The following is a 19015-nucleotide window of genomic DNA, read 5'->3' as shown; positions in this document are numbered from 1 at the left end:
TAGGCGCTTAGATCGTTTGATTTAAATATTGTGTTAAAACATGGTATTGCTGTTGGCGCTTGATTCTGGAACAGCTTGTTGTACATCCCAGTGTTCAACAATTTTTCCATTTTCGACTCTAAAGATATCGACAATTGCAACACCACGATCTTGTGGATTTTGAGCTGAATGAACGTGTAAAAATACTAAATTTCCTTCTGCGACAGCACGTTTGATTACACTTTTTGCTTCAGGATTTTTTTGGAAATACTGGGTAAAGTGATTTACAAAGGGCGCTTTACCATCTGGAACACGCGGATTGTGTTGAATATATTGGTCACCAATATAACGATCTGCATATGCTTTAACTTGATGCTTTTGAAATACACCTTCATAAAAATCAGTCACAATAGCTTTATTTTGTTGCGCTTGTTGGGTGGTTGAATTCGCTGCTAATGTGTTGCCCGTTGCAGTAGTAGCAACGTGATTTGGATTTTGGGCACATGCAGTGAGAAACAAAATAGGGCTTAGAATGAGGCTGAGTGCAATAATTTTTCTTGGCATAGCTGATCGCATGATTATCCTCTATAGTTCAAATCTCAATAGTTCAAGATGGTGGTGGAAATAACACCATCTTGATGAGTAAATAAGCATGAATATAGTGAATAATCGTCACTCATTATTTGTACTTTGGTAAATTTTATACTTACTGAGCAGTAAGTTTTATTTACATTTGCAGATTTGTATTTATTTCTTTTTTAGGCGTTCTTTTGACACCCAAGCCCATACCATTTGGCATTCGACAGGCTCTTTTCCAGACTCATCCATAATGGTGACTGGAACCAGCGTTTCACCTTTTTCAGAGCTTTGCATTTCTAAAATTTGTTCTTTGCTCAATGTCGCTGTTGCTGTCATATCACCTTTAGACGGTCGTTTATATTCAATATGCATGCTTTTGATCAATACAATTGAACTATCAGGAACATTCATACCTGTGACAAAGCCTGTTGCTGTTTCAGCAATCAGCGCCATTGCAACAGCGTGTAATTGTCCAATATGGTTTTGCATAGCACGATGGTTTTTAATTTCCACCACAACTTTTGAATGACTGACTTCTAGGTACTTAATATTGGCTGTGCCCACCATAGGCACAACTCGACCAAACGCCTTACTCCAGAGCGTACTACGAATGCCTTTAGGGAATTTAGAAGTCGCTTTCACAAGTTTAGATAAACGGTTGGTCTGAGTCATGTCTTAACCTATAGTGTTGCTAAAGACCTTAGTCTTTGAAGTTATTAAATTGTAAAGGTACACCGAATTGTTGTTCTTTTAAAAATGCCATAACTTGCTGTAATGTATCGCGCTTTTTATCAGTTACACGTATCTTGTCACCTTGGATAGAAGATTGCACTTTGACGCCACTTTCTTTAATGGCTTTATTAATTTTTTTTGCGGTATCTGAGTCAAGTCCATCTTTAAGCTTGATCACTTGCACAATATTTTTACCTGAAGCCGTCATTTTTTGTGGATCAAGGGCTTGAATATCGATTTTACGTTTAAAGAAATGATTTTCAAGCATGCTATAGACTTGTTCACACTGGAAATCACTTTCAGTTGAAATTTTAATTTCTTTGGCTTTTTCATTAATTTCGATTGAAACGTCCTGACCACGGAAGTCAAAGCGTGTTGCAATTTCTTTTTGTGTGTTTTGAACAGCGTGATTTACTTCAAAAATCTCTAATTCTGAAACAATATCGAAAGATGGCATAGTTTAGACCTTTACAAATGGAAAGAATATCTGAGATGCTAGGGATGTTTTCTTCATTTGCCAAGTGTTGTTTACATCAAAGGAGTGCACAATGATCCGTAAATTAGAAATTACAACATTTGAGTTCCCAGAAAATGCAGTTATCTGGGATGTTCGTGATGCAAAAGCCTTTGCCGAAGGCCATGTAAAAGGGGCTGTAAATCAGCCTATAGATGGTTTAAGTGCTGAGAGCTTGACTCAAGTGAATTCGGATCAGTCCATTTACATTTTATGTGGTGGTGGAAGTAAAGCGCCTCGAGCTGCTGAAAAATTAGAGAGTTTAGATGATTCTCGTGATTACGTTGTACTTATGGGGGGAACACGTGCAGCACGTGATGCAGGTCTCCCATTAGAACAGGGTTCATAAAAAAGCGCCGAAAGGCGCTTTTTTATTACAGATAATCAATAAAAAAGAATCATGATTGAATCGGTTTAAAATAAGGTTTTTTGGCTTTTACTTTCTTTTGAAAGCGGTTTGGATTTAATTTTTGCAATAAATTTTGGGGAATCGGGCAAGCTTGATTAAGGACCAAAGCCACCAATATTTCACTACACAAGGGCGCAAATAAAAAACCTTTAGAGCCCAGCCCAGAAAATGTATAAACCTCTTTCTCAGCTTCAACTTTTCCCAGTAATGGAAAATAGTCCAGACTTTGGGCTCGTACAGAAGCACGCCCGTGCCATTCATCTACTTTGCAAAGTGATTCTGCGTATTGTGGAAACACACTGTGGATAAGTTCATAGTTATGCACATGGTCTTCAAGCAAAACTTCAGTGTCATCACGATTGGGATAAAAAGAAGCACCTAAAATCAAATGCTGCTCATCAAGCTGCATGCAGTAGCCACCATAACTGTAGGCATATTGCGGATCTAATCGATGTTTAACATTGTTGAGCCAACTGACTTGTCCACGGATCGGTTTGAGTATCGGGAACTGCTCAAAAAAAGCATGGCTTTCCTTGGCACAACAGACAATCACATGATTAAAATCACCAAGATCTGTGTGCTGGCTATCTTGTAGTGTTAATTGATGATAATTCGATTGAACAATACTATGAATGTGAGCATGTTTAAATTGAATCAGTGGATGTTCAAGGATTTGGTCTTTGAGTTGCTGGGGATAAATTGAACCCGCTTGAGTGAGCTGTAAACTCTCAAGTGTAGTTTGTGGCTCTAAAGCATCTGCTGTTTGAGCTTTGAGTAAACCTTGAGGATATTGTGCTGCTAAATCCAATAAATGTTCAGCATTTTTTTGTGCTAATTGTTGAACGGCAATAGGACGAAAAGCCTGAAATTTTGGATAGTGCTGTAGGGCGTGTTGCCAAGCCAAGGTCATTAAATGTTCCGAACTTTGCTCGATAGGGCATAGTTTCGGATTTAATAAGGCCAGAGGGTTACCAGAAGCACCTGCTAAAGGCGCTGATTGGTCGTAAATCGTAACTTGATGTCCTCTTTGGGCAAATCCCCATGCGCAGCTTAAACCTGCAATTCCAGCACCAATGATGGCAATGTGGCGTTGATTTAAATTATTTTGAGTTTTCCGTATTTTTTTTTGAATGTTTTGCGCTGCAAGGTCCATTGACTGAGATTGATTTTCTTCGACTGCTTGCTCAGATGGATTCCAAATGGCTTTTAGCATTTCACGTTTATGACCAAAACCACGCGGACGTGAAATAGTGATTCCATGCTGTTTTAGACCCCGTTTAAGCACACCTGCCACGCTGAATGAGGCAAAAGTTGTTCCAAAATCTGACAGTCTGACAATATTGTTTAAAACTTTGTCTTCCCACATGTCTGGATTACAAGAGGGGGCAAATCCATCTAAAAACCATGCGTTAACTTGTTGGGCTTTAACCATTGCTGGAAATACATCATGTGCATCACCTAACCAAAGATCAATTGAAAAACGGGCTTCTGGAAAGCTTAAACGGTGACAACCAGCGATGGGCAATGGATAGTGTTGAATCAATTGATCAGAAAATTGTTGAAGTTCAGTCCAGACCTTTAACGCACGGGTTAAATCCTGTTTAGACAAGGGGAACTTCTCTACACTGATCACATGCAAGTGGCTGTGATTATCTGGACGAACATTGTGCCAAAGTTGCCACAATGCCAAAATATTTAATCCTGTACCAAAGCCAGTTTCACCAACACAGAAGTATTCAAAATCATCTAAATCTGCAAGTCGTATTGAAAGATCATTACCATTCAAAAATACGTGTCGGGTTTCAAGTAACCCGTTGTCTTTAGAAAAATAGACATCACCAAATTGTTTGGAAATTGGAACTTCAATTCCATCAATACATTGCCAGTCTAAATCGGCAGTTTGAATGGCATTTGACAAAGCAGATTACCTTTTGATAATTAAAATGAAAAAACCTGACATTTCGCAGTATCAGGTTATGGCGTGAAACTTTTTAAGCATAATGTCGAAGCAGTGGCTTACCACTGACGACGACGTTTGGTATAGATATAGCTTGCGATTAAAAAGCCAAGTAAAACACCAACAGCAATGGTCGCAGCACCATATAAGAACATTTGCGCACTTTGTTCACTTTGTAGAACTTGAACTTGTACACCCAGATTGTCATTTTTGAGTTGTAATTCTTGGTTCTGTGAAAGGGCTTCTAAATTGGCCTTTTCAAGTTGCTGTAAACGTGTTGCTTGGTCTTTAACCAAAGCTTTAGCTTTGGCATCTTGAGATGCTTTTTCTTTGCTAATTTGTTCAGCTGTTAACGGTTTATTTTCTTGTGCTTGCGCCTGTGTTTGGGTACTGGAATTTGCGCCTGCTACAGCAGGAATAATACTCGGTTTTGGCGGTGCAACAGGTTGGGCCGCCTGAGTAGGCGCTGCCGTCGTTGCTTGAGTCGCTGAAGATTGAGTAGGCTCAGCCGATACAACAGGTGATAAAAGTACAAAAGAACTTAAAGTCAGGCTAAGTAAGCTTTGGACGACAACGCGCATTATGTTATCCCTTAGGCAATGCTTTATTGAATGGTTTAACATCAATATGACTATAAATCCCTTCTTTTAAGAAAGGTTCTTCTTTTAACCATTCATCCAAAGCTTCACGGCTGTCAAAATCGAGAATTAAAGTACTGCCATAAAAACCTGCTTGTGGATTTTCACGATCAATCGGCATCGCGCCAGCCACGATGACACGGCCTTCAGCATCTAACTTCTCGAGTCGAGCTAAATGTTGTGGGCGTACAGCAAGACGTTTTTCTACTGTACCTGCTTGATCTGTACACGTAATTACAAATAATGGCATGATATTTCTCGATTTTCTAAAACACTTTATTCATCGGTAGATTTAAAGTGTTTTCGTAATATAACAAACTGGATAATAATAAAGGAAAACATGACGATCATGTCACCAAATGCTGTAAATTCACCCCAATATTTTCCACCTGCAAATAAAAATGCGAAGAAAATATGTAAACAAGACATGACAATGAACATTGCAGCCCATGCAAAGTTTAGATTTTTCCAGCCTTTTTCAGTCAGGTTTAAAACAGGACCAAATAATCTTTGAATGAGTGGCTTCTTTTCTTTACCAAAATAGGGAGAGAGTAAGAACGCGCCAGCAAAGGCTAAATTCAAAATTGCAGCTTTCAGGCGAATATAGAAGTCATCACTCAACATTAAGGTGATTCCGCCAAAAATGACGGTCATGAACAAAACAAACCATTGTTGTTTATCCAGACGGAATTTTTGGAAAATGAATAACGCACCATAGACCACAAGCATTGAAATAATCAGACCTGTAGTTGCAACAAGAATGTTGTTGTTATTTACACCACCTGCTGAGCCGATCAATTGTAATAATGGATGATCGGTGTTTTTAGGATCAACCGTTTTGTATAAATAAAAGAAAATTATGAGGGGCACAAAGTCTAAAAGTGCTTTCATGTTAAAGTATCTAGTCTGTTCAGGTTGATGGGATAGTATAAAAGATGCAAGGCATAGATTTACATACTCACAGTAATATTTCTGATGGGACTCTGACGCCAGAGTTATTGGTTCAAGCTGCCATCGAGAAAAGCATACATACACTTGCATTGACGGACCACGATAGCATGGATGGCTTAATACAAGCTGAACAATTTGCAAAAAATCAACCAATTCAAATCATTTCAGGTGTAGAAATCTCTAGTCAATGGTCCAGACCTGAGACTAAAAAAAGTTATGGTGTGCATATTGTTGCGCTCAATATGCAAAATCCTGAACCATTACAACAGCTTTTAACGCAACAGAAGAAAATTCGTGCTGAGCGAGCCAAGCAAATCTGTGATTTGCTAATTCCTTTGATTCATCAGGATATTTATGCAGAAGTTGTGGCAAAGGTAGATGGTGAACCTGATCGGATTACTCGGACGCATATTGCCAAGACCCTTGTAGAAAAGGGTTTTGTTCAGCGCGCACAGCAGGCATTTGATAAATACATTAAGGAAGGTAAAAAAGCCTATGTGAAATTTGATGGTTTAGGTTTAGCAGAAACCATTCAAGTGATTCATGAGAGTCAAGGTTTTGCAGTATTGGCACATCCAACACGTTATGATCTATCAGCAACAAATACCCGTTATTTAATTGAAATCTTTGCACAATATGGTGGTGATGCTGTTGAGCTTCCACCCGCAATGGAACCCGCTTCAACACGACAAATGGTCGATCGAATGATTGCTGAACACGGTTTAAAAGTCTCTGTGGGGAGTGATTTCCATGGTGACAATATGCCTTGGATTAAATTAGGCAATATTCCACGTGTCAAAGAAGGGCAAGTTGGGATTTGGGAGAGTTTCCGATAATACACCGTGATGATGTATTCAAATACTTAGATTTTGAATGAGATCAGTTTTTTGAAAGGCATCTCATTTGAATGAAACAAAAAATCCCTCTAGAGCAGAGGGATTTGGAGTTGATTATAAAATCAACTTTCTTTAACAGTATAAGGGTTTTCAAAGCCTAGTTTTTTCAAGATTTCAATTTCGAGTGCTTCCATTTCTTCAGCATCATCATCAGAAGTTTCATGGTCATACCCCATTAAATGTAAGGTGCCATGAACCAGCATATGAGTGAAATGCTCAATCGGTGTTTTTTGTTGTTCAATCGACTCTTGTAAAACCACGGGGATGCAAATGACTAAATCACCGATGGGTAATGCATCGAGCATGGGTAAAACTTCTTCTGGAATCTCACTTGGAAAAGACAATACATTGGTGGGTTTGTCTTTTTCACGATATTCCAAATTTAATTTGTGACTTTCATCTTCATCAACACACGCAATTCCGATTTCACAATCTTGATCTACATCAATATGACGTAGTGTTGTTTCAATGACTTTTTTTACATAGACACGTTTGAGCACCAATTCTGGTGCTTCAAACGCTTGTTGTAACGATAAGCTAAGTTTCAAAAACAGTCCTTAAACATTTTCCTGATTTGCAGCAGTATGTTCCTCATGTTGAGCATCTGCGGCAGAATCATTTTCAGAAATTAAGGCTTCTTGACGTGCTTTACGTTCTGCACGTGCTTCAGCACTTAAACGGTATTGTTCACTGTCCCATCCTTCATAAGCCTCTACAATTTTTTGTACCAGCTGGTGACGAACGACATCACGGGAATGGAAGCGAGTGATGTGAATTTCTTTGATCTTTTCGATAATACGCAATGCGTGAGCAAGACCAGACTGTTGCCCGCGTGGTAAATCGACCTGTGTAATATCCCCGGTGATCACTGCACGAGAACCAAAACCTAAACGGGTCAAAAACATCTTCATCTGTTCAGGGGTGGTGTTTTGTGCTTCATCGAGAATTACAAAGGAATGATTTAATGTACGACCACGCATATAAGCAAGCGGTGCAACTTCAATCACTTGGCGCTCAATCAGTTTTGCAACTTTTTCAAAGCCAAGCATTTCATACAATGCATCATAAAGCGGGCGTAGATATGGGTCGATCTTTTGGCTTAAATCGCCCGGCAAGAAACCGAGTTTTTCCCCAGCTTCAACAGCAGGGCGAACCAAAAGGATCCGTTGAATTTCATTACGTTCTAGCATATCTACCGCAGCAGCGACTGCAAGATAGGTTTTACCTGTACCTGCAGGGCCGATTCCGAAAGAAATATCGCTTTGTAGAATACGTTGTACATAACGTTTTTGATTGGCACCACGAGGGTTGATTCGACCTTTACGCGTTTGCAACCAGACATCATCTAAACCGGTATGCTCATTGTCTGAAAGGTCGTCTTGTAACTCACGGTCAGTTTGGCTGCCTTGAATCATCAAATGAATCGTATCAGCACTGATTTGCTGAGAGAGTTCAGCTTCTGCATGCAAACGCTGCAATAAACCTTCAGCTCTCTCAACTGCTTCTAAATCACCATCGATATAGAAGTTATCGTTGCGATGAGAAATGTTGACATTTAAACGTTGTTCGATTTGTTTCAGATGACCGTTATAAGCACCTAACATGCTTTTTAAACGTTCAACTGAAATACCTGGAAAAGCTACTGTACGTCGAATCGCTGCAGTCAAGAGATATCCTTTTTAAAGTAAAGTCTATACCCTTACATTACGCCACGTCAGGCTCAAGATTCAAGAGTTCTCCATAAACTAAATTTAGGGTCTTAATCTCTGTAACCTCAATCTCTGCAAAGCGTCCGACCCAAGAGGCGTCACCTACAAATGTTACTAAACGTGTATTGTCAGCTGTACCGACCAATAAATTTGGATCTTTATTGGAAACATTTTCAACCAGTACACGTTGAATGGTGCCTAACATCGCATCGGTTTTACGAATACTTGATTGCTTAATCCAGTGTTGAACTTTGGCTAAACGTTCTTTCTTGACTGCATCAGAGGTGTCATCAGGTAATTCAGACGCTGGTGTACCAGGACGTTTTGAATAAACAAAACTATAAGAATGATCAAAGTCTAAATCTTGGATAAACTGATAGGTTTCTTCAAAATGTGCATCAGTTTCACCAGGGAAGCCGATGATGAAATCTGAAGATAAATGCATATCTGGACGAGCTTTACGCAGTTTGGCAATCTTTTCGATATAGACATCAATGGTGTGGTTACGCTTCATCGCTTGTAACACATCATTTGAGCCACTTTGTACTGGTAAATGCAGATGTGAAACCATTTGTGGTAGGTCACGGTAGCACTGAATCAAATCTTCATTAAATTCGAGCGGATGTGATGTTGTATAACGTAAACGACCGATTCCTGGAATTTCTGCAACCAAACGTAATAAATCTGCAAAGGTACAAATTTCACCTTCAAAAGTTTCACCACGATAGCCGTTTACATTTTGTCCTAAAAGGCTGATTTCGCGAACGCCTTTTTCAGCCAAACCAGCGATTTCTGCCAAGACATCATCCAAAGGACGAGAAACTTCTTCACCACGAGTATAGGGAACTACACAGAAAGAACAGTATTTCGAGCAACCTTCCATGATTGAAACAAATGCTTTGTAACCTTCAACACGCGGTTCAGGTAAAAAGTCGAATTTTTCAATATCAGGGAATGAAATATCTACAAGTTTAATTTTGTCTTTCTTCGGTTTTTCAATTTGCTCAACATGCTGATCCAGCATTTGTGGTAAACGGTGCAAGGTTTGAGGGCCAAAAACCATATCGACATACGGTGCACGTTTTTGAATATTGTCGCCTTCTTGAGAAGCAACACATCCACCAACACCGATGACGAGATCAGGATTTTTTTCTTTTAATTTGCGCCAGCGACCCAGCTCAGAAAATACTTTTTCTTGGGCTTTTTCTCGAATTGAGCAGGTATTCATTAACAGGATATCTGCGTCACTTGGATCTTTGGTTAAAATGTAACCGTGTGAGTCGCCTAAAAGATCTGCCATACGATGACTGTCATACTCATTCATCTGACACCCTTGCGTTTCGATATACAGTTTTTTTACTGCACCGTCGGCTGGGGTGTGCTGTGGCTGGGTTACAGTGTTTTCTGAGGCAGCTTTGGCACCATTGGGAATGAAGGTTTGAACCGTCATGGAGGCGTCTTTCCTATGAATAAAGGGAATTTTGAATGTGTACTAAGCCTGCTATTTTAACAGACTCATAAAAGGCGCGCCATTTTATAGCATTTAGAGTGAACTCAGGAAAATATTTAGCGGCTATTGCCATTTATTGGATTGTAGGGCATTGAAAATGAAAATTATGAAGAAAAAATAGAGAACAATATTAATGATGAATCATAAGGTTACATAACACAACAGTAGAAATGGATTAGAATAATTAAACTAGGCACAAATAAGTGCATCAGTATGTTAAAGGCACATCATGCAGGTTGAGAGAAAAACGGTGTTAAAGCAGCAACTTAAGCAAAATAAATTAAAACTTTACCTTTTAGGAACAGTTGCATGTACAAGCCTGCAAGTGGCCCATGCTGCTGAAGAGCAGTTTAATGATGCTTTACGTAATGCAAATAATCCAAGTGCTTTAGAACAATATCGTTCTTCAATGCAAAATGATGCTTTGGGCTATTATCCTGAGTATTGGTCACTGAATTCAAATCTCGCTTTTCAACCTTCTGCAAATATTATTAGCTTTGCGCAACGTTATCCTCAATCGGCGATGGCAGAAAAGTTGGCTGCGGATTATGTCGAAGAGAAGGTTAAACAAGCAGATTACGCCAGCGCGCAACCTGTATTGCAATATGTCTCTAATCCAGATCAAGCAGAACGTTGTGCTGTTGCTCAAGTTCGTGCGAAAACTGGTGACGTTTTGGTCTATGCTGAATTTAAAGATGTTTGGTTGGCAACCAACTCTCAACCTGAATCATGCAATGGTTTAGGTCGCATGATGCTTAGCAGCCCACTCATGACCGCACAAGATCGCCAACAACGATTATATGCACAACTGAGAGCAGGGCAGTCTGGTCTAGCCATCGCTACCGCACAAACGATTGGCGTTAATTTATCGTTAACCCAATTGAACCAAATCCAAGCCAATCCATTAAATTATTTATGGTCTGCACCCAAAAACAATGTAGAAGATTATGCTTATTTGGTTTATGCACTGGGTCGTGCAGCAGATACTGATTTAACCAGCGCTTTACAGTCAGTACCAAAGTTGGTTCAGGGTGTACCAGCGGATGTGCAAAAATATATTTATCGTACTGTCGGTTATATCGGCGGAACGACCGTTATGAAAAATAATTTTAATCGTGAAGTACTGCAAAATTTTGATGCAAGCTATGGTGCGCCATTTAGTGCAGAAGAAGCAGAAGTTTATGCACGACAAGCCATTCGATTTGGGGCTTGGGAAAGTGTGATTCGTGCAATAGACAGTATGAGCGTGACACAAAAGCAAGAAGACCGTTGGCAATATTGGTTGGCACGTGCTTCAGAACAACGCAATGATGCACAATCTAAAAGAACCGCCAAAGATATCTATCAACGATTGGCAATGTCGGGTGATGATTATCATAATTTGCTTGCCAAAGATCATTTGGGGCAAAAGTATAATGATAGCCCTGCCAGAGAACAGCCTTCAACTGATGACCAACAACGCTTAAATAGCGATATTCATTTCCGTCGTGCATTTACTTTACGAAATATTAATGCGCCTGCAACTTATACCAATAGGGAATGGAACTGGGCGGTACGTCAGGCATACTTAAAACATGATGATGGGTTACTGCTTGCTGCGGCAAAACGTGCAACTGATATGGGCTGGTATGATCGTGCAATTTATGCGGCAGAACGTACTGAGAAAAAACATAACTATGTTTATCGTTATGCCACACCTCATCAGTCGTTGGTGGTGAGTCATAGCCGTAATGCGGGTATTGATCCTGCTTGGGCCTATGGTTTAATGCGCCAAGAAAGCCGTTTTGTAACTGCTGCTCGCTCACATGTTGGTGCAGGTGGTTTGATGCAAATCATGCCAGGCACTGCAAAGTTGGTGGCAAAACAAATGGGTGAAACTTATAATCCTGCTGCGCTCAGTGATGCCAATACCAATATTCGCTATGGTACTTTCTATCTGTCGATGATTCATGGTCAATTAAGCAGTAATCCTGTCTTGGCAACCGCAGGGTATAATGCAGGACCAAATCGCGCGAAACGTTGGCAGCCAGATTATCAAAATCTTTCAGCAGATCAATATACAGAATCTATTCCTCTGAATGAAACACGTGACTATGTCAAAAATGTGATGACCAATGCAGCACATTATGGAATCTTGTTGGGACAAGGGCCTCAAGCGATTGAGAGTCGTATGCCTGTTATTCCAACCCGTGTTTCACAATAAAACTATTTGGACTTGGATGAAACTTTGTTGGTAAATCAATGATTTTCAAAATTTTGCGTAAATTGAAACAATCTTGCTTAGCATGGAGCTTATGCTTTGCGGGATTATTTGGGCTCAATGTGCAGTTACATGCTGCACCGCAATTACAAGGCTATGTCATGCAAGTCCAGTTGACACCTGCTGTCTGTGCACTTGATTCTTCAAAACAAAAGCAACGCAAATGTCTCGAAGGTTATTCATTGACCATCACAGGTCTGTTGCCTGAAACGACAGAGCGGAATTGCACCACCAATACATCTGCAAGTTTGACCCCTTTACAAGCTAAGGTGGTTGCACGGGTAATGCCTGAGGAAAATGCACGTATTCAATTGTGGCGTAGCGTGGGTGGCTGTGTTCCAATGAACGCGAGTCAATATTTTAGAACTGTGATTAATTTGGCAGATCGTTTGAAAATTCCTGCAGATTTAACCAGCTCTGAAAACAAGAATGTGCAACATAATGCGTTAAAAACTCAATTTGTTAGATTAAACCCGGGAATGAATAACGACAGTATCCGTTTTACTTGTCAAAGTTCATCATCAAACCCAGTGTTAACCGAGGTTCAAGTGTGTTATCGGGTCAATGGTCAGTATAAACAATGTTCAAATCACATTGTTTCAAACTGCCCAAATACATTCTCGATCAAAGGGACTTATTAGTTCTTCTGAGGAATTTTATTTATATTTCCTATCATACTTTTGTTGAAAAGCATTCTCTTTTACATGCAACTGTTAAAGGATTGGAGTACAATCTTTGCCGTTTATGATAATTCGATTAAAACGGATTTAACCGTTTAATCACATTAACGATCCTCATTGGAGATAATTACATGAAGCAACCTGTTCGCGTTGCCGTTACTGGCGCAGCTGGTCAAATCGGTTACAGCTTATTATTCCGTATCGCTAGCGGTGAAATGCTTGGTAAAGACCAACCCGTTATTTTGCAATTGTTAGAAGTTCCATTTGAGAAAGCTCAAGCTGCGCTTAAAGGCGTAATGATGGAATTAGATGACTGTGCTTTCCCATTATTGGCTGGCATGATCGGTACTGATGATCCAAAAGTTGCATTTAAAGATGCTGACTACGCGTTATTGGTTGGTTCACGTCCACGCGGTCCTGGTATGGAACGTGCTGACTTGTTAAAAGTGAACGGTGAAATCTTCATTGGTCAAGGCCAAGCACTTAACGAAGTTGCGAGCCGTGACGTTAAAGTACTTGTTGTAGGTAACCCTGCAAATACAAATGCTTATATCGCAATGAAATCTGCTCCAGATCTTCCAGCGAAGAACTTTACAGCAATGTTACGTCTTGACCACAACCGTGCGTTGACTCAAATTGCTCAAAAAGCGGGTGTTGCTGTAGCGGATATCAAAAACCTTACAGTTTGGGGTAACCACTCTCCAACAATGTATGCGGATTACCGTTTTGCAACTGCAAATGGCGTAAGCTTAAAAGACAAAATCAACGATGCTGATTGGAACGCAAACGTATTCCTTCCAACTGTTGGTAAACGTGGTGCTGCAATCATTGAAGCGCGTGGTCTTTCTTCTGCTGCTTCTGCTGCAAATGCTGCGATCGATCATATGCGTGATTGGGCACTTGGCACCAATGGCGAATGGGTAACAATGGGTATTCCTTCTGACGGTTCTTATGGAATTCCTGAAGGTGTGATGTATGGTGTTCCTGTAATTTGTGAAAATGGCGAATACACTCGTGTTGAAGGCTTAGAAATTGATGCATTCAGCCGTGAACGTATGGACAAAACTCTTCAAGAACTTGAAGAAGAGCGCGCAGCTATTGCTGATATGCTCAAATAATTAAAATTTAATCTGTTAAAGATTAATTTTGAAAAAAGCACTCTATTTAGAGTGCTTTTTTTATGCTTCAAATCAAACATCTTGAGAATAGATAATTTATATTAAGCCAACATTTGTTTGTTTTTTAATCACAAATTGAAACAAGAAAATTAAAATCTAGACTATCTTTTAAAATTATTTTCTTATAAGTTAATTGAATAAAAGATGACAAATAAATTTATATAAGGAGGCAATATGCTCAGGACGAACACACCATCCTTAGAATTACTATTTTCTCAACTTGGTTTGGCAAATAGTCCCGCAGCAATTGAGCTATATGTACGCACTCATCAATTGCCAGCAAATCTTTCATTACATGAAGCGCCGTTTTGGAATAAATCTCAACGTGACTTATTAATTAGTCACTTGATACAAGATGATGATTGGGCAATTTGGATTGACGAGTTAAACCAACAATTACATCTAGATGCGTATAAGCTAACAGCCTAATGATTTAGTTTCCCCCAGAGCAACAAAAAAGATGGCCGTTATGGCCATCTTTTCTATTTTGTATCGATCAAATTAGTATTGATCAAAACGAATAACAAATTGAGTCATTTTGAATGAGCATAGCACTGATCAATGTAATTTAGACTGAATCATTTGACTAAACCAAGCTTCATTGCGAACAGGTCTAAATGCAGTGTGTTGTTGCAGTAAGGTTAAATCAAAATCAGTTGTCTTGATATATTTACTCAGCCAGTGACGAGTCAATGCAAATTCATTTTTACTCACAGATGCATAAGCCAACATAAAGTAAATATCAGCATGATGATGTTGTGCCAATGGTTTTAAAATCTGCTGCGTAATCAATGCATAACGTGATTCTTTGGTCAATTCAAAGTAAATCATATAGGCTTTGGCCAAATGCAAAGAAAGCTGAATGTAGACTGACATTGGCATTTCTTCATATTCAAATCGCGCAGTTTCAAGTAAAACAATGGCTTCTTGCAAGAAATGGATTTGTTCCTGCTTTGAATGACTTTGAGTGACCAGCTGTAAGCGTAAGTCCCCACGTTCAAGTGCAAGTTCAGGTGTATTGCCTGACAAATACAATTGATCTGTTTCCCCAATGCGCGAGATGATTTGTTTTGTATTATCAAACATGTGCTGAATCCTCTGAATTTATGAAGAGTATTATGAGGTCTATTTCAATAATTTAAAGCTTGCCCTATAGAGATACAGCGTTGCAAATTTGAAAACTGAGTATATTACAACACAGTATTGTCGCTTCTTAGCCATGCGGTAATTGATAATCGCTGATGTTTGGCTTCTAGCACTTCATGTAATAAATCACTTTGGAACATGGCAATACGATTAGGCTGGGGATCTATTGTATGCCAAACATTATTTTTATCCTGTAAGTGTAACTTTCCACCCCAGTCATCCTGCCATTCTTGGTGTAGATAATACACAGTAGAAATCATACGGCCATTTTTACCTTGCGGATTATCGCGATGAAGTGCATAGAATTCACCTGCGTTATAGCAGGCAAAATGTGCTTCTACATCCTGAATACCTAAATAAAATGAGTAGTTTAAAATTTGCGAGAGCTGTTTGAGTGCATCAATATGTTGTTGTGCGATCGTAAGCTCTTCATTGATCCACAAGATATGGTCGCTGCGAATATTGCTGATCACACCATTTTGAATTGCTGCTTCACGAAAGCGATTTAAATTTGAAGTACATTCTGCAACCAGTTGAAGTCCGTATTCAGCGGAGTAAGCATGATCAATAATGGTAAATCCATGTTGATCTAAATCATCAAGAATTTGATCAACATTCCATGACTTTGGGAGTAGCAGCGCTTCCATAAATTACCAAAAAATAGTGCAATAAAGATATGTTGTTATATTAGAACAAACGATGGACAGTGAAGAAATATTTTTTCGTGTTAAAATGATTATTGAACTCAGGAATTAATCGAAACATGAATTACCGTCACCATTTCCATGCAGGCAACTTTGCCGATGTCATGAAACATGTGTTATTGCTGCAACTTTTGACACGTCTAAATACTAAAGACAAACCATATCGCTATATAGATACACATGGTGGTGCAGGTAAATATGATTTATCTACTTCTGAAGCACAAAAATCAGGTGAATTCTTAACCGGTATTCATCGTCTGGTTAAGCTGGATGAGTCGATTAAACGTAATGCGCCTGAAGGTGTAAAACAATATCTTAAAATTGTTGAAGATATGCGTGCAGGTTCAGGTAAAGGCGCTTATCCAGGTTCACCGTGGTTTGCACTTGAAGGCATGCGTGATATTGATAAAGCGACTATTTTTGAAATGCAGCGTGATGTGTTTCAACAACTGTATTTTAATATTCGCGATAAACGTGCGGGTTTACATGAGCGTGATGCTTATGAAGGTCTTTTGGGGGTTATTCCTCCAAAAGAAAAACGTGGTTTGGTGATGATCGATCCACCTTATGAATTAGAACGTAAAGACTTCCCGCAATTGGTCGAGTTGATTGCCACTGCACATAAAAAATGGCCAACAGGCGTATTTGCAATTTGGTATCCAATTAAAGACCGTGCCATGATTGATCGTTTTGAAAAGAAAATGATGAAAACAGGGATTCGCCGTCAGTTGGTCTGTGAAGTTTGTGTTTGGCCAGATGACACACCAGTCGGGTTGAATGGTTGTGGTTTGTTGGTGATTAACCCACCTTGGAAATTCTCTAACGATGCTGATGAGGCATTGCAATGGTTGTTCCCACATTTACGTATGAGTGAAAATGGTGGACATGCTGCTGTTCGCTGGTTAGTGGGTGAATAATCCATTCGATTGGATATCAACAGAAACATGAACGATGGTGTGAATTACAAATTAAGACGAAATACATTGAGTAATTCACATCAATTTCACTTAAAAATGAATGTGATAAAATATTTAAGTGAGATATCAACAGCTCTATAAGAGCCATAGATAGGATTCAAAAAATGACAAATATAAATAAACCAGAAAGCCCAAACTCTTCTAATCAAGACCATGGATTTGATGGCATTACTTTTGAAGTGGAAGAAGAAGAGCATACCCATGAAGGGCAGAAGGTCAAACGTCGCGGAATCTATTTGTGGCCTAACCTGATTACAACATCTGCGTTGTTATCTGGCTTTTATTCGATTATTGCCAGTATGAATGGTGACTTCACTCAAGCCGTTTATGCGATATTTCTTGCAGCACTATTTGATGGTTTAGATGGTCGTGTTGCTCGTGCAATTGGTGCACAAAGTGCTTTTGGTGAACAATTCGATTCTCTTTCAGATCTCTTGGCATTTGGTGTTGCCCCAGCAATTTTGATGTATAGCTGGAGTTTGCATGATCTAGGGCGGATTGGCTTGGCTGCTTGTTTTGTTTATACCGCATGTGCTGCATTTCGTTTAGCCCGCTTTAATGTACAAATTGGTGTGGTCGATAAGCGTTATTTCATCGGTGTGGCAAGCCCATTAGCAGCAATTATTATTATTGCATGGGTATGGGTTGGACAAGATTTCACCTATATTTTTGATTTAAAAGATGTTGCGATTCAAGCGACCAATGCATTTGTTATCATTGCAGTAGGTTTGTTGATGATTTCAAATATCAAATATTATTCTTTTAAAACAGTAGACCGTAAACGTGTTCCATTCTTTGTATTGCCTATAGCAGTTTTTATCCTTGCAGCAATCACTTATAATATTCCTGTAGGGATTTTAGTCATTTCGATTATCTATGCGATTTCTGGTTTTGTGACAACATTCTTAGCGAGAAAGAATACTGTTGAATAAAAGATAAAAAGGTAAGGGGGCTTGATATGCGGTTGTTTCAAGATTTCTTAGATCAGTCTAAACAGCTGAATCAAGCTCAAAAGCCTATAGAACTTTGCTGTCATCCCCCACAAGACAGATATAAAATTATTCATCAAAAATTAGTGCTTGCCAATTTACCCGCGCCGTTGCATTACCTCAATTTTTTTAGTTTGATTGGACAGCCCAATAGTCCTGTTTTTTGCAATAACAATGAAATCTCAACAACTGCTTTAGATACAGCAACCTTACTGGTCAGCTCCAGTCCCCATATGGTGGGACAATTAAACTCATACTCAATTCAGCATGAATGCCAATTTCACATTGATGAAAATAGCAATGTGACCTATACGTTTGGTCAAAAAGAAAAAGTGTTTGGAAAAATTCCTGATTTTACTGTTCAAAGACAGGATGACGAATTGAGTGTGAATTTAAGCATTACAACAATGCCTTTAATTTCTCATTTTATTCATTTGAAATTTGGATTTGCACAGCACTGGTCTTTGGTTGCACATTGTAAAGGGACAATTCAATACAAAGATCAAAATTACGAAATTGAACAAAATGCTGTTTTTGAATATATGAAAACAGTGAATTTTCCTTATCTGCCTTATGCGCTGTATACATATCAATTGATTCAAGTGAATGACGATCTACAGATTATTTTTATGCATAGTCGTGATCAGATGAATAATATTTTACATTCACGTATCTATATTCGAGATATTCAAAACAATGAAACAGAAATGCTTGATCGACAGGTCCGTTTCAATATTCATCGGGTGTTCCCTAAAGTCACAACAGTAAATCATCAGGAGATGTATTTACCACGCGAGTTTGAATGGCAATATCAAGATGAAAATACCAAAATTGATATTCAAGCACAAAGCCGTGGTGATTATAAGTTTGGTTTAGCTGCAGGTTATGTTGGAAGTTTTGTTTATCAACTACATCTCAATGATGAATACTATCAAGGTGAGGGTGGTTACTGTGAATATATAGATTGCCGCCCTTTAAAATGGCAGGAAATAGATAAAGACAATAAATTATCAAATAAATCGAGCAGTCCTGTGCTGATCATGCTTAAAAAATAGACCAAAAAACAGGAATAAGGCCAATTTAGAAGAATAAATAAGCAAGTGATAGATAAAATGAAAAATAATTAAAAAAAGGGGTTGTGTTGGGTTGGGAATGCTGTAGAATGCACATCCATCGGCGGTGATGTTAAATAAAACTTCTGATAAAT

The 19015-nt window shown here is 39.0% G+C and carries 21 protein-coding genes; 9 read left to right on the top strand and 12 right to left on the bottom strand.

Annotated features, from left to right (window positions below; translation table 11 throughout):
- Positions 1-33 precede the first annotated feature (33 nt).
- The 3 genes from PYV58_RS19525 to PYV58_RS19515 all read right to left on the bottom strand — a co-directional run bounded on the left by PYV58_RS19525 (position 34) and on the right by PYV58_RS19515 (position 1747).
- Positions 34-555, bottom strand: coding sequence for a nuclear transport factor 2 family protein (locus PYV58_RS19525; RefSeq protein WP_034611690.1), 522 nt, complete (start codon positions 553-555; stop codon positions 34-36).
- Positions 556-726: 171 nt separating this feature from the next.
- On the bottom strand, positions 727-1230 hold the full coding sequence (locus PYV58_RS19520; protein WP_004717985.1) for a DUF4442 domain-containing protein: 504 nt from the start codon (positions 1228-1230) through the stop codon (positions 727-729).
- A gap of 28 nt (positions 1231-1258) precedes the next feature.
- Complete coding sequence (locus PYV58_RS19515) at positions 1259-1747, bottom strand: YajQ family cyclic di-GMP-binding protein (protein ID WP_004717983.1); 489 nt, start codon at positions 1745-1747, stop codon at positions 1259-1261.
- Between the two features lie 91 nt (positions 1748-1838).
- On the opposite strand from PYV58_RS19515, the gene PYV58_RS19510 reads away from it, so the two are divergent.
- The gene (locus tag PYV58_RS19510; RefSeq protein ID WP_004717980.1) at positions 1839-2153 is read left to right on the top strand and encodes a rhodanese-like domain-containing protein; all 315 of its coding nucleotides are present in this window, start codon (positions 1839-1841) and stop codon (positions 2151-2153) included.
- Between the two features lie 49 nt (positions 2154-2202).
- Here the strand turns inward: PYV58_RS19510 and mnmC are convergent, their stop codons facing one another.
- The 4 genes from mnmC to PYV58_RS19490 all read right to left on the bottom strand — a co-directional run bounded on the left by mnmC (position 2203) and on the right by PYV58_RS19490 (position 5699).
- Positions 2203-4131, bottom strand: coding sequence for an FAD-dependent 5-carboxymethylaminomethyl-2-thiouridine(34) oxidoreductase MnmC (gene mnmC / locus PYV58_RS19505; RefSeq protein ID WP_034611691.1), 1929 nt, complete (start codon positions 4129-4131; stop codon positions 2203-2205).
- 98 nt (positions 4132-4229) lie between these two features.
- Positions 4230-4751, bottom strand: a complete 522-nt coding sequence (locus PYV58_RS19500; protein ID WP_004717976.1) for a hypothetical protein — start codon at positions 4749-4751, stop codon at positions 4230-4232.
- A gap of 4 nt (positions 4752-4755) precedes the next feature.
- Positions 4756-5058, bottom strand: coding sequence for a YciI family protein (locus tag PYV58_RS19495; RefSeq protein WP_034611693.1), 303 nt, complete (start codon positions 5056-5058; stop codon positions 4756-4758).
- Between the two features lie 26 nt (positions 5059-5084).
- Positions 5085-5699 (bottom strand): inner membrane-spanning protein YciB, encoded by a 615-nt coding sequence (locus PYV58_RS19490; protein WP_004717972.1) that lies wholly within the window; start codon positions 5697-5699, stop codon positions 5085-5087.
- Between the two features lie 44 nt (positions 5700-5743).
- On the opposite strand from PYV58_RS19490, the gene PYV58_RS19485 reads away from it, so the two are divergent.
- On the top strand, positions 5744-6595 hold the full coding sequence (locus PYV58_RS19485) for a PHP domain-containing protein (RefSeq protein ID WP_034611696.1): 852 nt from the start codon (positions 5744-5746) through the stop codon (positions 6593-6595).
- Positions 6596-6717: 122 nt separating this feature from the next.
- On the opposite strand, the gene ybeY is transcribed toward PYV58_RS19485, so the two are convergent.
- Genes ybeY through miaB form a run of 3 tightly spaced genes read right to left on the bottom strand, consistent with a single transcriptional unit; the run spans position 6718 to position 9814 of the window.
- On the bottom strand, positions 6718-7203 hold the full coding sequence (ybeY, locus tag PYV58_RS19480) for an rRNA maturation RNase YbeY (RefSeq protein ID WP_034611699.1): 486 nt from the start codon (positions 7201-7203) through the stop codon (positions 6718-6720).
- A gap of 9 nt (positions 7204-7212) precedes the next feature.
- Positions 7213-8322: a PhoH family protein gene (locus tag PYV58_RS19475; protein WP_004717967.1), complete on the bottom strand. Its 1110-nt coding sequence runs from the start codon at positions 8320-8322 to the stop codon at positions 7213-7215.
- Positions 8323-8359: 37 nt separating this feature from the next.
- Positions 8360-9814, bottom strand: a complete 1455-nt coding sequence (gene miaB, locus PYV58_RS19470) for a tRNA (N6-isopentenyl adenosine(37)-C2)-methylthiotransferase MiaB (RefSeq protein WP_004717965.1) — start codon at positions 9812-9814, stop codon at positions 8360-8362.
- Positions 9815-10103: 289 nt separating this feature from the next.
- On the opposite strand from miaB, the gene PYV58_RS19465 reads away from it, so the two are divergent.
- From PYV58_RS19465 to PYV58_RS19450, 4 genes are all read left to right on the top strand, one after another.
- Positions 10104-12077 carry a lytic transglycosylase domain-containing protein gene (locus PYV58_RS19465; protein WP_034611701.1) on the top strand — a complete coding sequence of 658 codons (1974 nt, stop codon included), beginning with the start codon at positions 10104-10106 and terminating at the stop codon, positions 12075-12077.
- 38 nt (positions 12078-12115) lie between these two features.
- Positions 12116-12775 carry a hypothetical protein gene (locus PYV58_RS19460; RefSeq protein WP_004717962.1) on the top strand — a complete coding sequence of 220 codons (660 nt, stop codon included), beginning with the start codon at positions 12116-12118 and terminating at the stop codon, positions 12773-12775.
- Positions 12776-12945: 170 nt separating this feature from the next.
- Positions 12946-13932 (top strand): malate dehydrogenase, encoded by a 987-nt coding sequence (locus tag PYV58_RS19455; RefSeq protein WP_004717959.1) that lies wholly within the window; start codon positions 12946-12948, stop codon positions 13930-13932.
- Between the two features lie 234 nt (positions 13933-14166).
- A complete protein-coding gene (locus PYV58_RS19450; RefSeq protein WP_004818847.1) occupies positions 14167-14421 on the top strand; it encodes a DUF2789 family protein in 255 nt (84 codons plus the stop codon).
- A 129-nt stretch (positions 14422-14550) separates the two neighbouring features.
- Here PYV58_RS19450 and PYV58_RS19445 read toward each other — a convergent pair whose 3' ends face one another.
- Positions 14551-15078 (bottom strand): hypothetical protein, encoded by a 528-nt coding sequence (locus PYV58_RS19445; RefSeq protein ID WP_004818848.1) that lies wholly within the window; start codon positions 15076-15078, stop codon positions 14551-14553.
- A gap of 104 nt (positions 15079-15182) precedes the next feature.
- Positions 15183-15785: a 2OG-Fe(II) oxygenase gene (locus PYV58_RS19440; protein WP_004717953.1), complete on the bottom strand. Its 603-nt coding sequence runs from the start codon at positions 15783-15785 to the stop codon at positions 15183-15185.
- 116 nt (positions 15786-15901) lie between these two features.
- Here PYV58_RS19440 and rlmJ point away from each other — a divergent pair, with 116 nt between their 5' ends.
- The 3 genes from rlmJ (at position 15902) to PYV58_RS19425 (ending at position 18863) form a co-directional block, all read left to right on the top strand.
- On the top strand, positions 15902-16759 hold the full coding sequence (gene rlmJ / locus PYV58_RS19435) for a 23S rRNA (adenine(2030)-N(6))-methyltransferase RlmJ (RefSeq protein ID WP_004717951.1): 858 nt from the start codon (positions 15902-15904) through the stop codon (positions 16757-16759).
- 164 nt (positions 16760-16923) lie between these two features.
- Positions 16924-17751: a CDP-diacylglycerol--serine O-phosphatidyltransferase gene (pssA, locus tag PYV58_RS19430; RefSeq protein WP_004717950.1), complete on the top strand. Its 828-nt coding sequence runs from the start codon at positions 16924-16926 to the stop codon at positions 17749-17751.
- Between the two features lie 26 nt (positions 17752-17777).
- Positions 17778-18863 (top strand): DUF6670 family protein, encoded by a 1086-nt coding sequence (locus PYV58_RS19425; RefSeq protein WP_034611704.1) that lies wholly within the window; start codon positions 17778-17780, stop codon positions 18861-18863.
- The last annotated feature ends 152 nt before the right edge of the window (positions 18864-19015 follow it).

Source organism: Acinetobacter sp. TAC-1 (genome assembly GCF_029025845.1).
In the GTDB taxonomy this organism is placed as follows: domain Bacteria; phylum Pseudomonadota; class Gammaproteobacteria; order Pseudomonadales; family Moraxellaceae; genus Acinetobacter; species Acinetobacter guillouiae.
Note: the sequence above shows the minus strand (reverse complement) of the source record. Positions and strands in the feature narration are given on the sequence as shown.

Excerpts from the sequence above, each read along its gene's own strand:
- PYV58_RS19445 (WP_004818848.1), bottom strand. The coding sequence starts at position 15,078 with ATGTTTGATAATACAAAACAAATCATCTCGCGCATTGGGGAAACAGAT.
- PYV58_RS19455 (WP_004717959.1), top strand. The coding sequence starts at position 12,946 with ATGAAGCAACCTGTTCGCGTTGCCGTTACTGGCGCAGCTGGTCAAATC.
- PYV58_RS19510 (WP_004717980.1), top strand. The coding sequence starts at position 1,839 with ATGATCCGTAAATTAGAAATTACAACATTTGAGTTCCCAGAAAATGCA.
- PYV58_RS19500 (WP_004717976.1), bottom strand. The coding sequence starts at position 4,751 with ATGCGCGTTGTCGTCCAAAGCTTACTTAGCCTGACTTTAAGTTCTTTT.
- PYV58_RS19425 (WP_034611704.1), top strand. The coding sequence starts at position 17,778 with ATGCGGTTGTTTCAAGATTTCTTAGATCAGTCTAAACAGCTGAATCAA.
- PYV58_RS19490 (WP_004717972.1), bottom strand. The coding sequence starts at position 5,699 with ATGAAAGCACTTTTAGACTTTGTGCCCCTCATAATTTTCTTTTATTTA.
- PYV58_RS19450 (WP_004818847.1), top strand. The coding sequence starts at position 14,167 with ATGCTCAGGACGAACACACCATCCTTAGAATTACTATTTTCTCAACTT.
- PYV58_RS19515 (WP_004717983.1), bottom strand. The coding sequence starts at position 1,747 with ATGCCATCTTTCGATATTGTTTCAGAATTAGAGATTTTTGAAGTAAAT.
- PYV58_RS19495 (WP_034611693.1), bottom strand. The coding sequence starts at position 5,058 with ATGCCATTATTTGTAATTACGTGTACAGATCAAGCAGGTACAGTAGAA.
- PYV58_RS19520 (WP_004717985.1), bottom strand. The coding sequence starts at position 1,230 with ATGACTCAGACCAACCGTTTATCTAAACTTGTGAAAGCGACTTCTAAA.
- PYV58_RS19460 (WP_004717962.1), top strand. The coding sequence starts at position 12,116 with ATGATTTTCAAAATTTTGCGTAAATTGAAACAATCTTGCTTAGCATGG.
- PYV58_RS19525 (WP_034611690.1), bottom strand. The coding sequence starts at position 555 with ATGCGATCAGCTATGCCAAGAAAAATTATTGCACTCAGCCTCATTCTA.
- pssA (WP_004717950.1), top strand. The coding sequence starts at position 16,924 with ATGACAAATATAAATAAACCAGAAAGCCCAAACTCTTCTAATCAAGAC.
- PYV58_RS19485 (WP_034611696.1), top strand. The coding sequence starts at position 5,744 with ATGCAAGGCATAGATTTACATACTCACAGTAATATTTCTGATGGGACT.
- PYV58_RS19440 (WP_004717953.1), bottom strand. The coding sequence starts at position 15,785 with ATGGAAGCGCTGCTACTCCCAAAGTCATGGAATGTTGATCAAATTCTT.
- miaB (WP_004717965.1), bottom strand. The coding sequence starts at position 9,814 with ATGACGGTTCAAACCTTCATTCCCAATGGTGCCAAAGCTGCCTCAGAA.
- PYV58_RS19465 (WP_034611701.1), top strand. The coding sequence starts at position 10,104 with ATGCAGGTTGAGAGAAAAACGGTGTTAAAGCAGCAACTTAAGCAAAAT.
- rlmJ (WP_004717951.1), top strand. The coding sequence starts at position 15,902 with ATGAATTACCGTCACCATTTCCATGCAGGCAACTTTGCCGATGTCATG.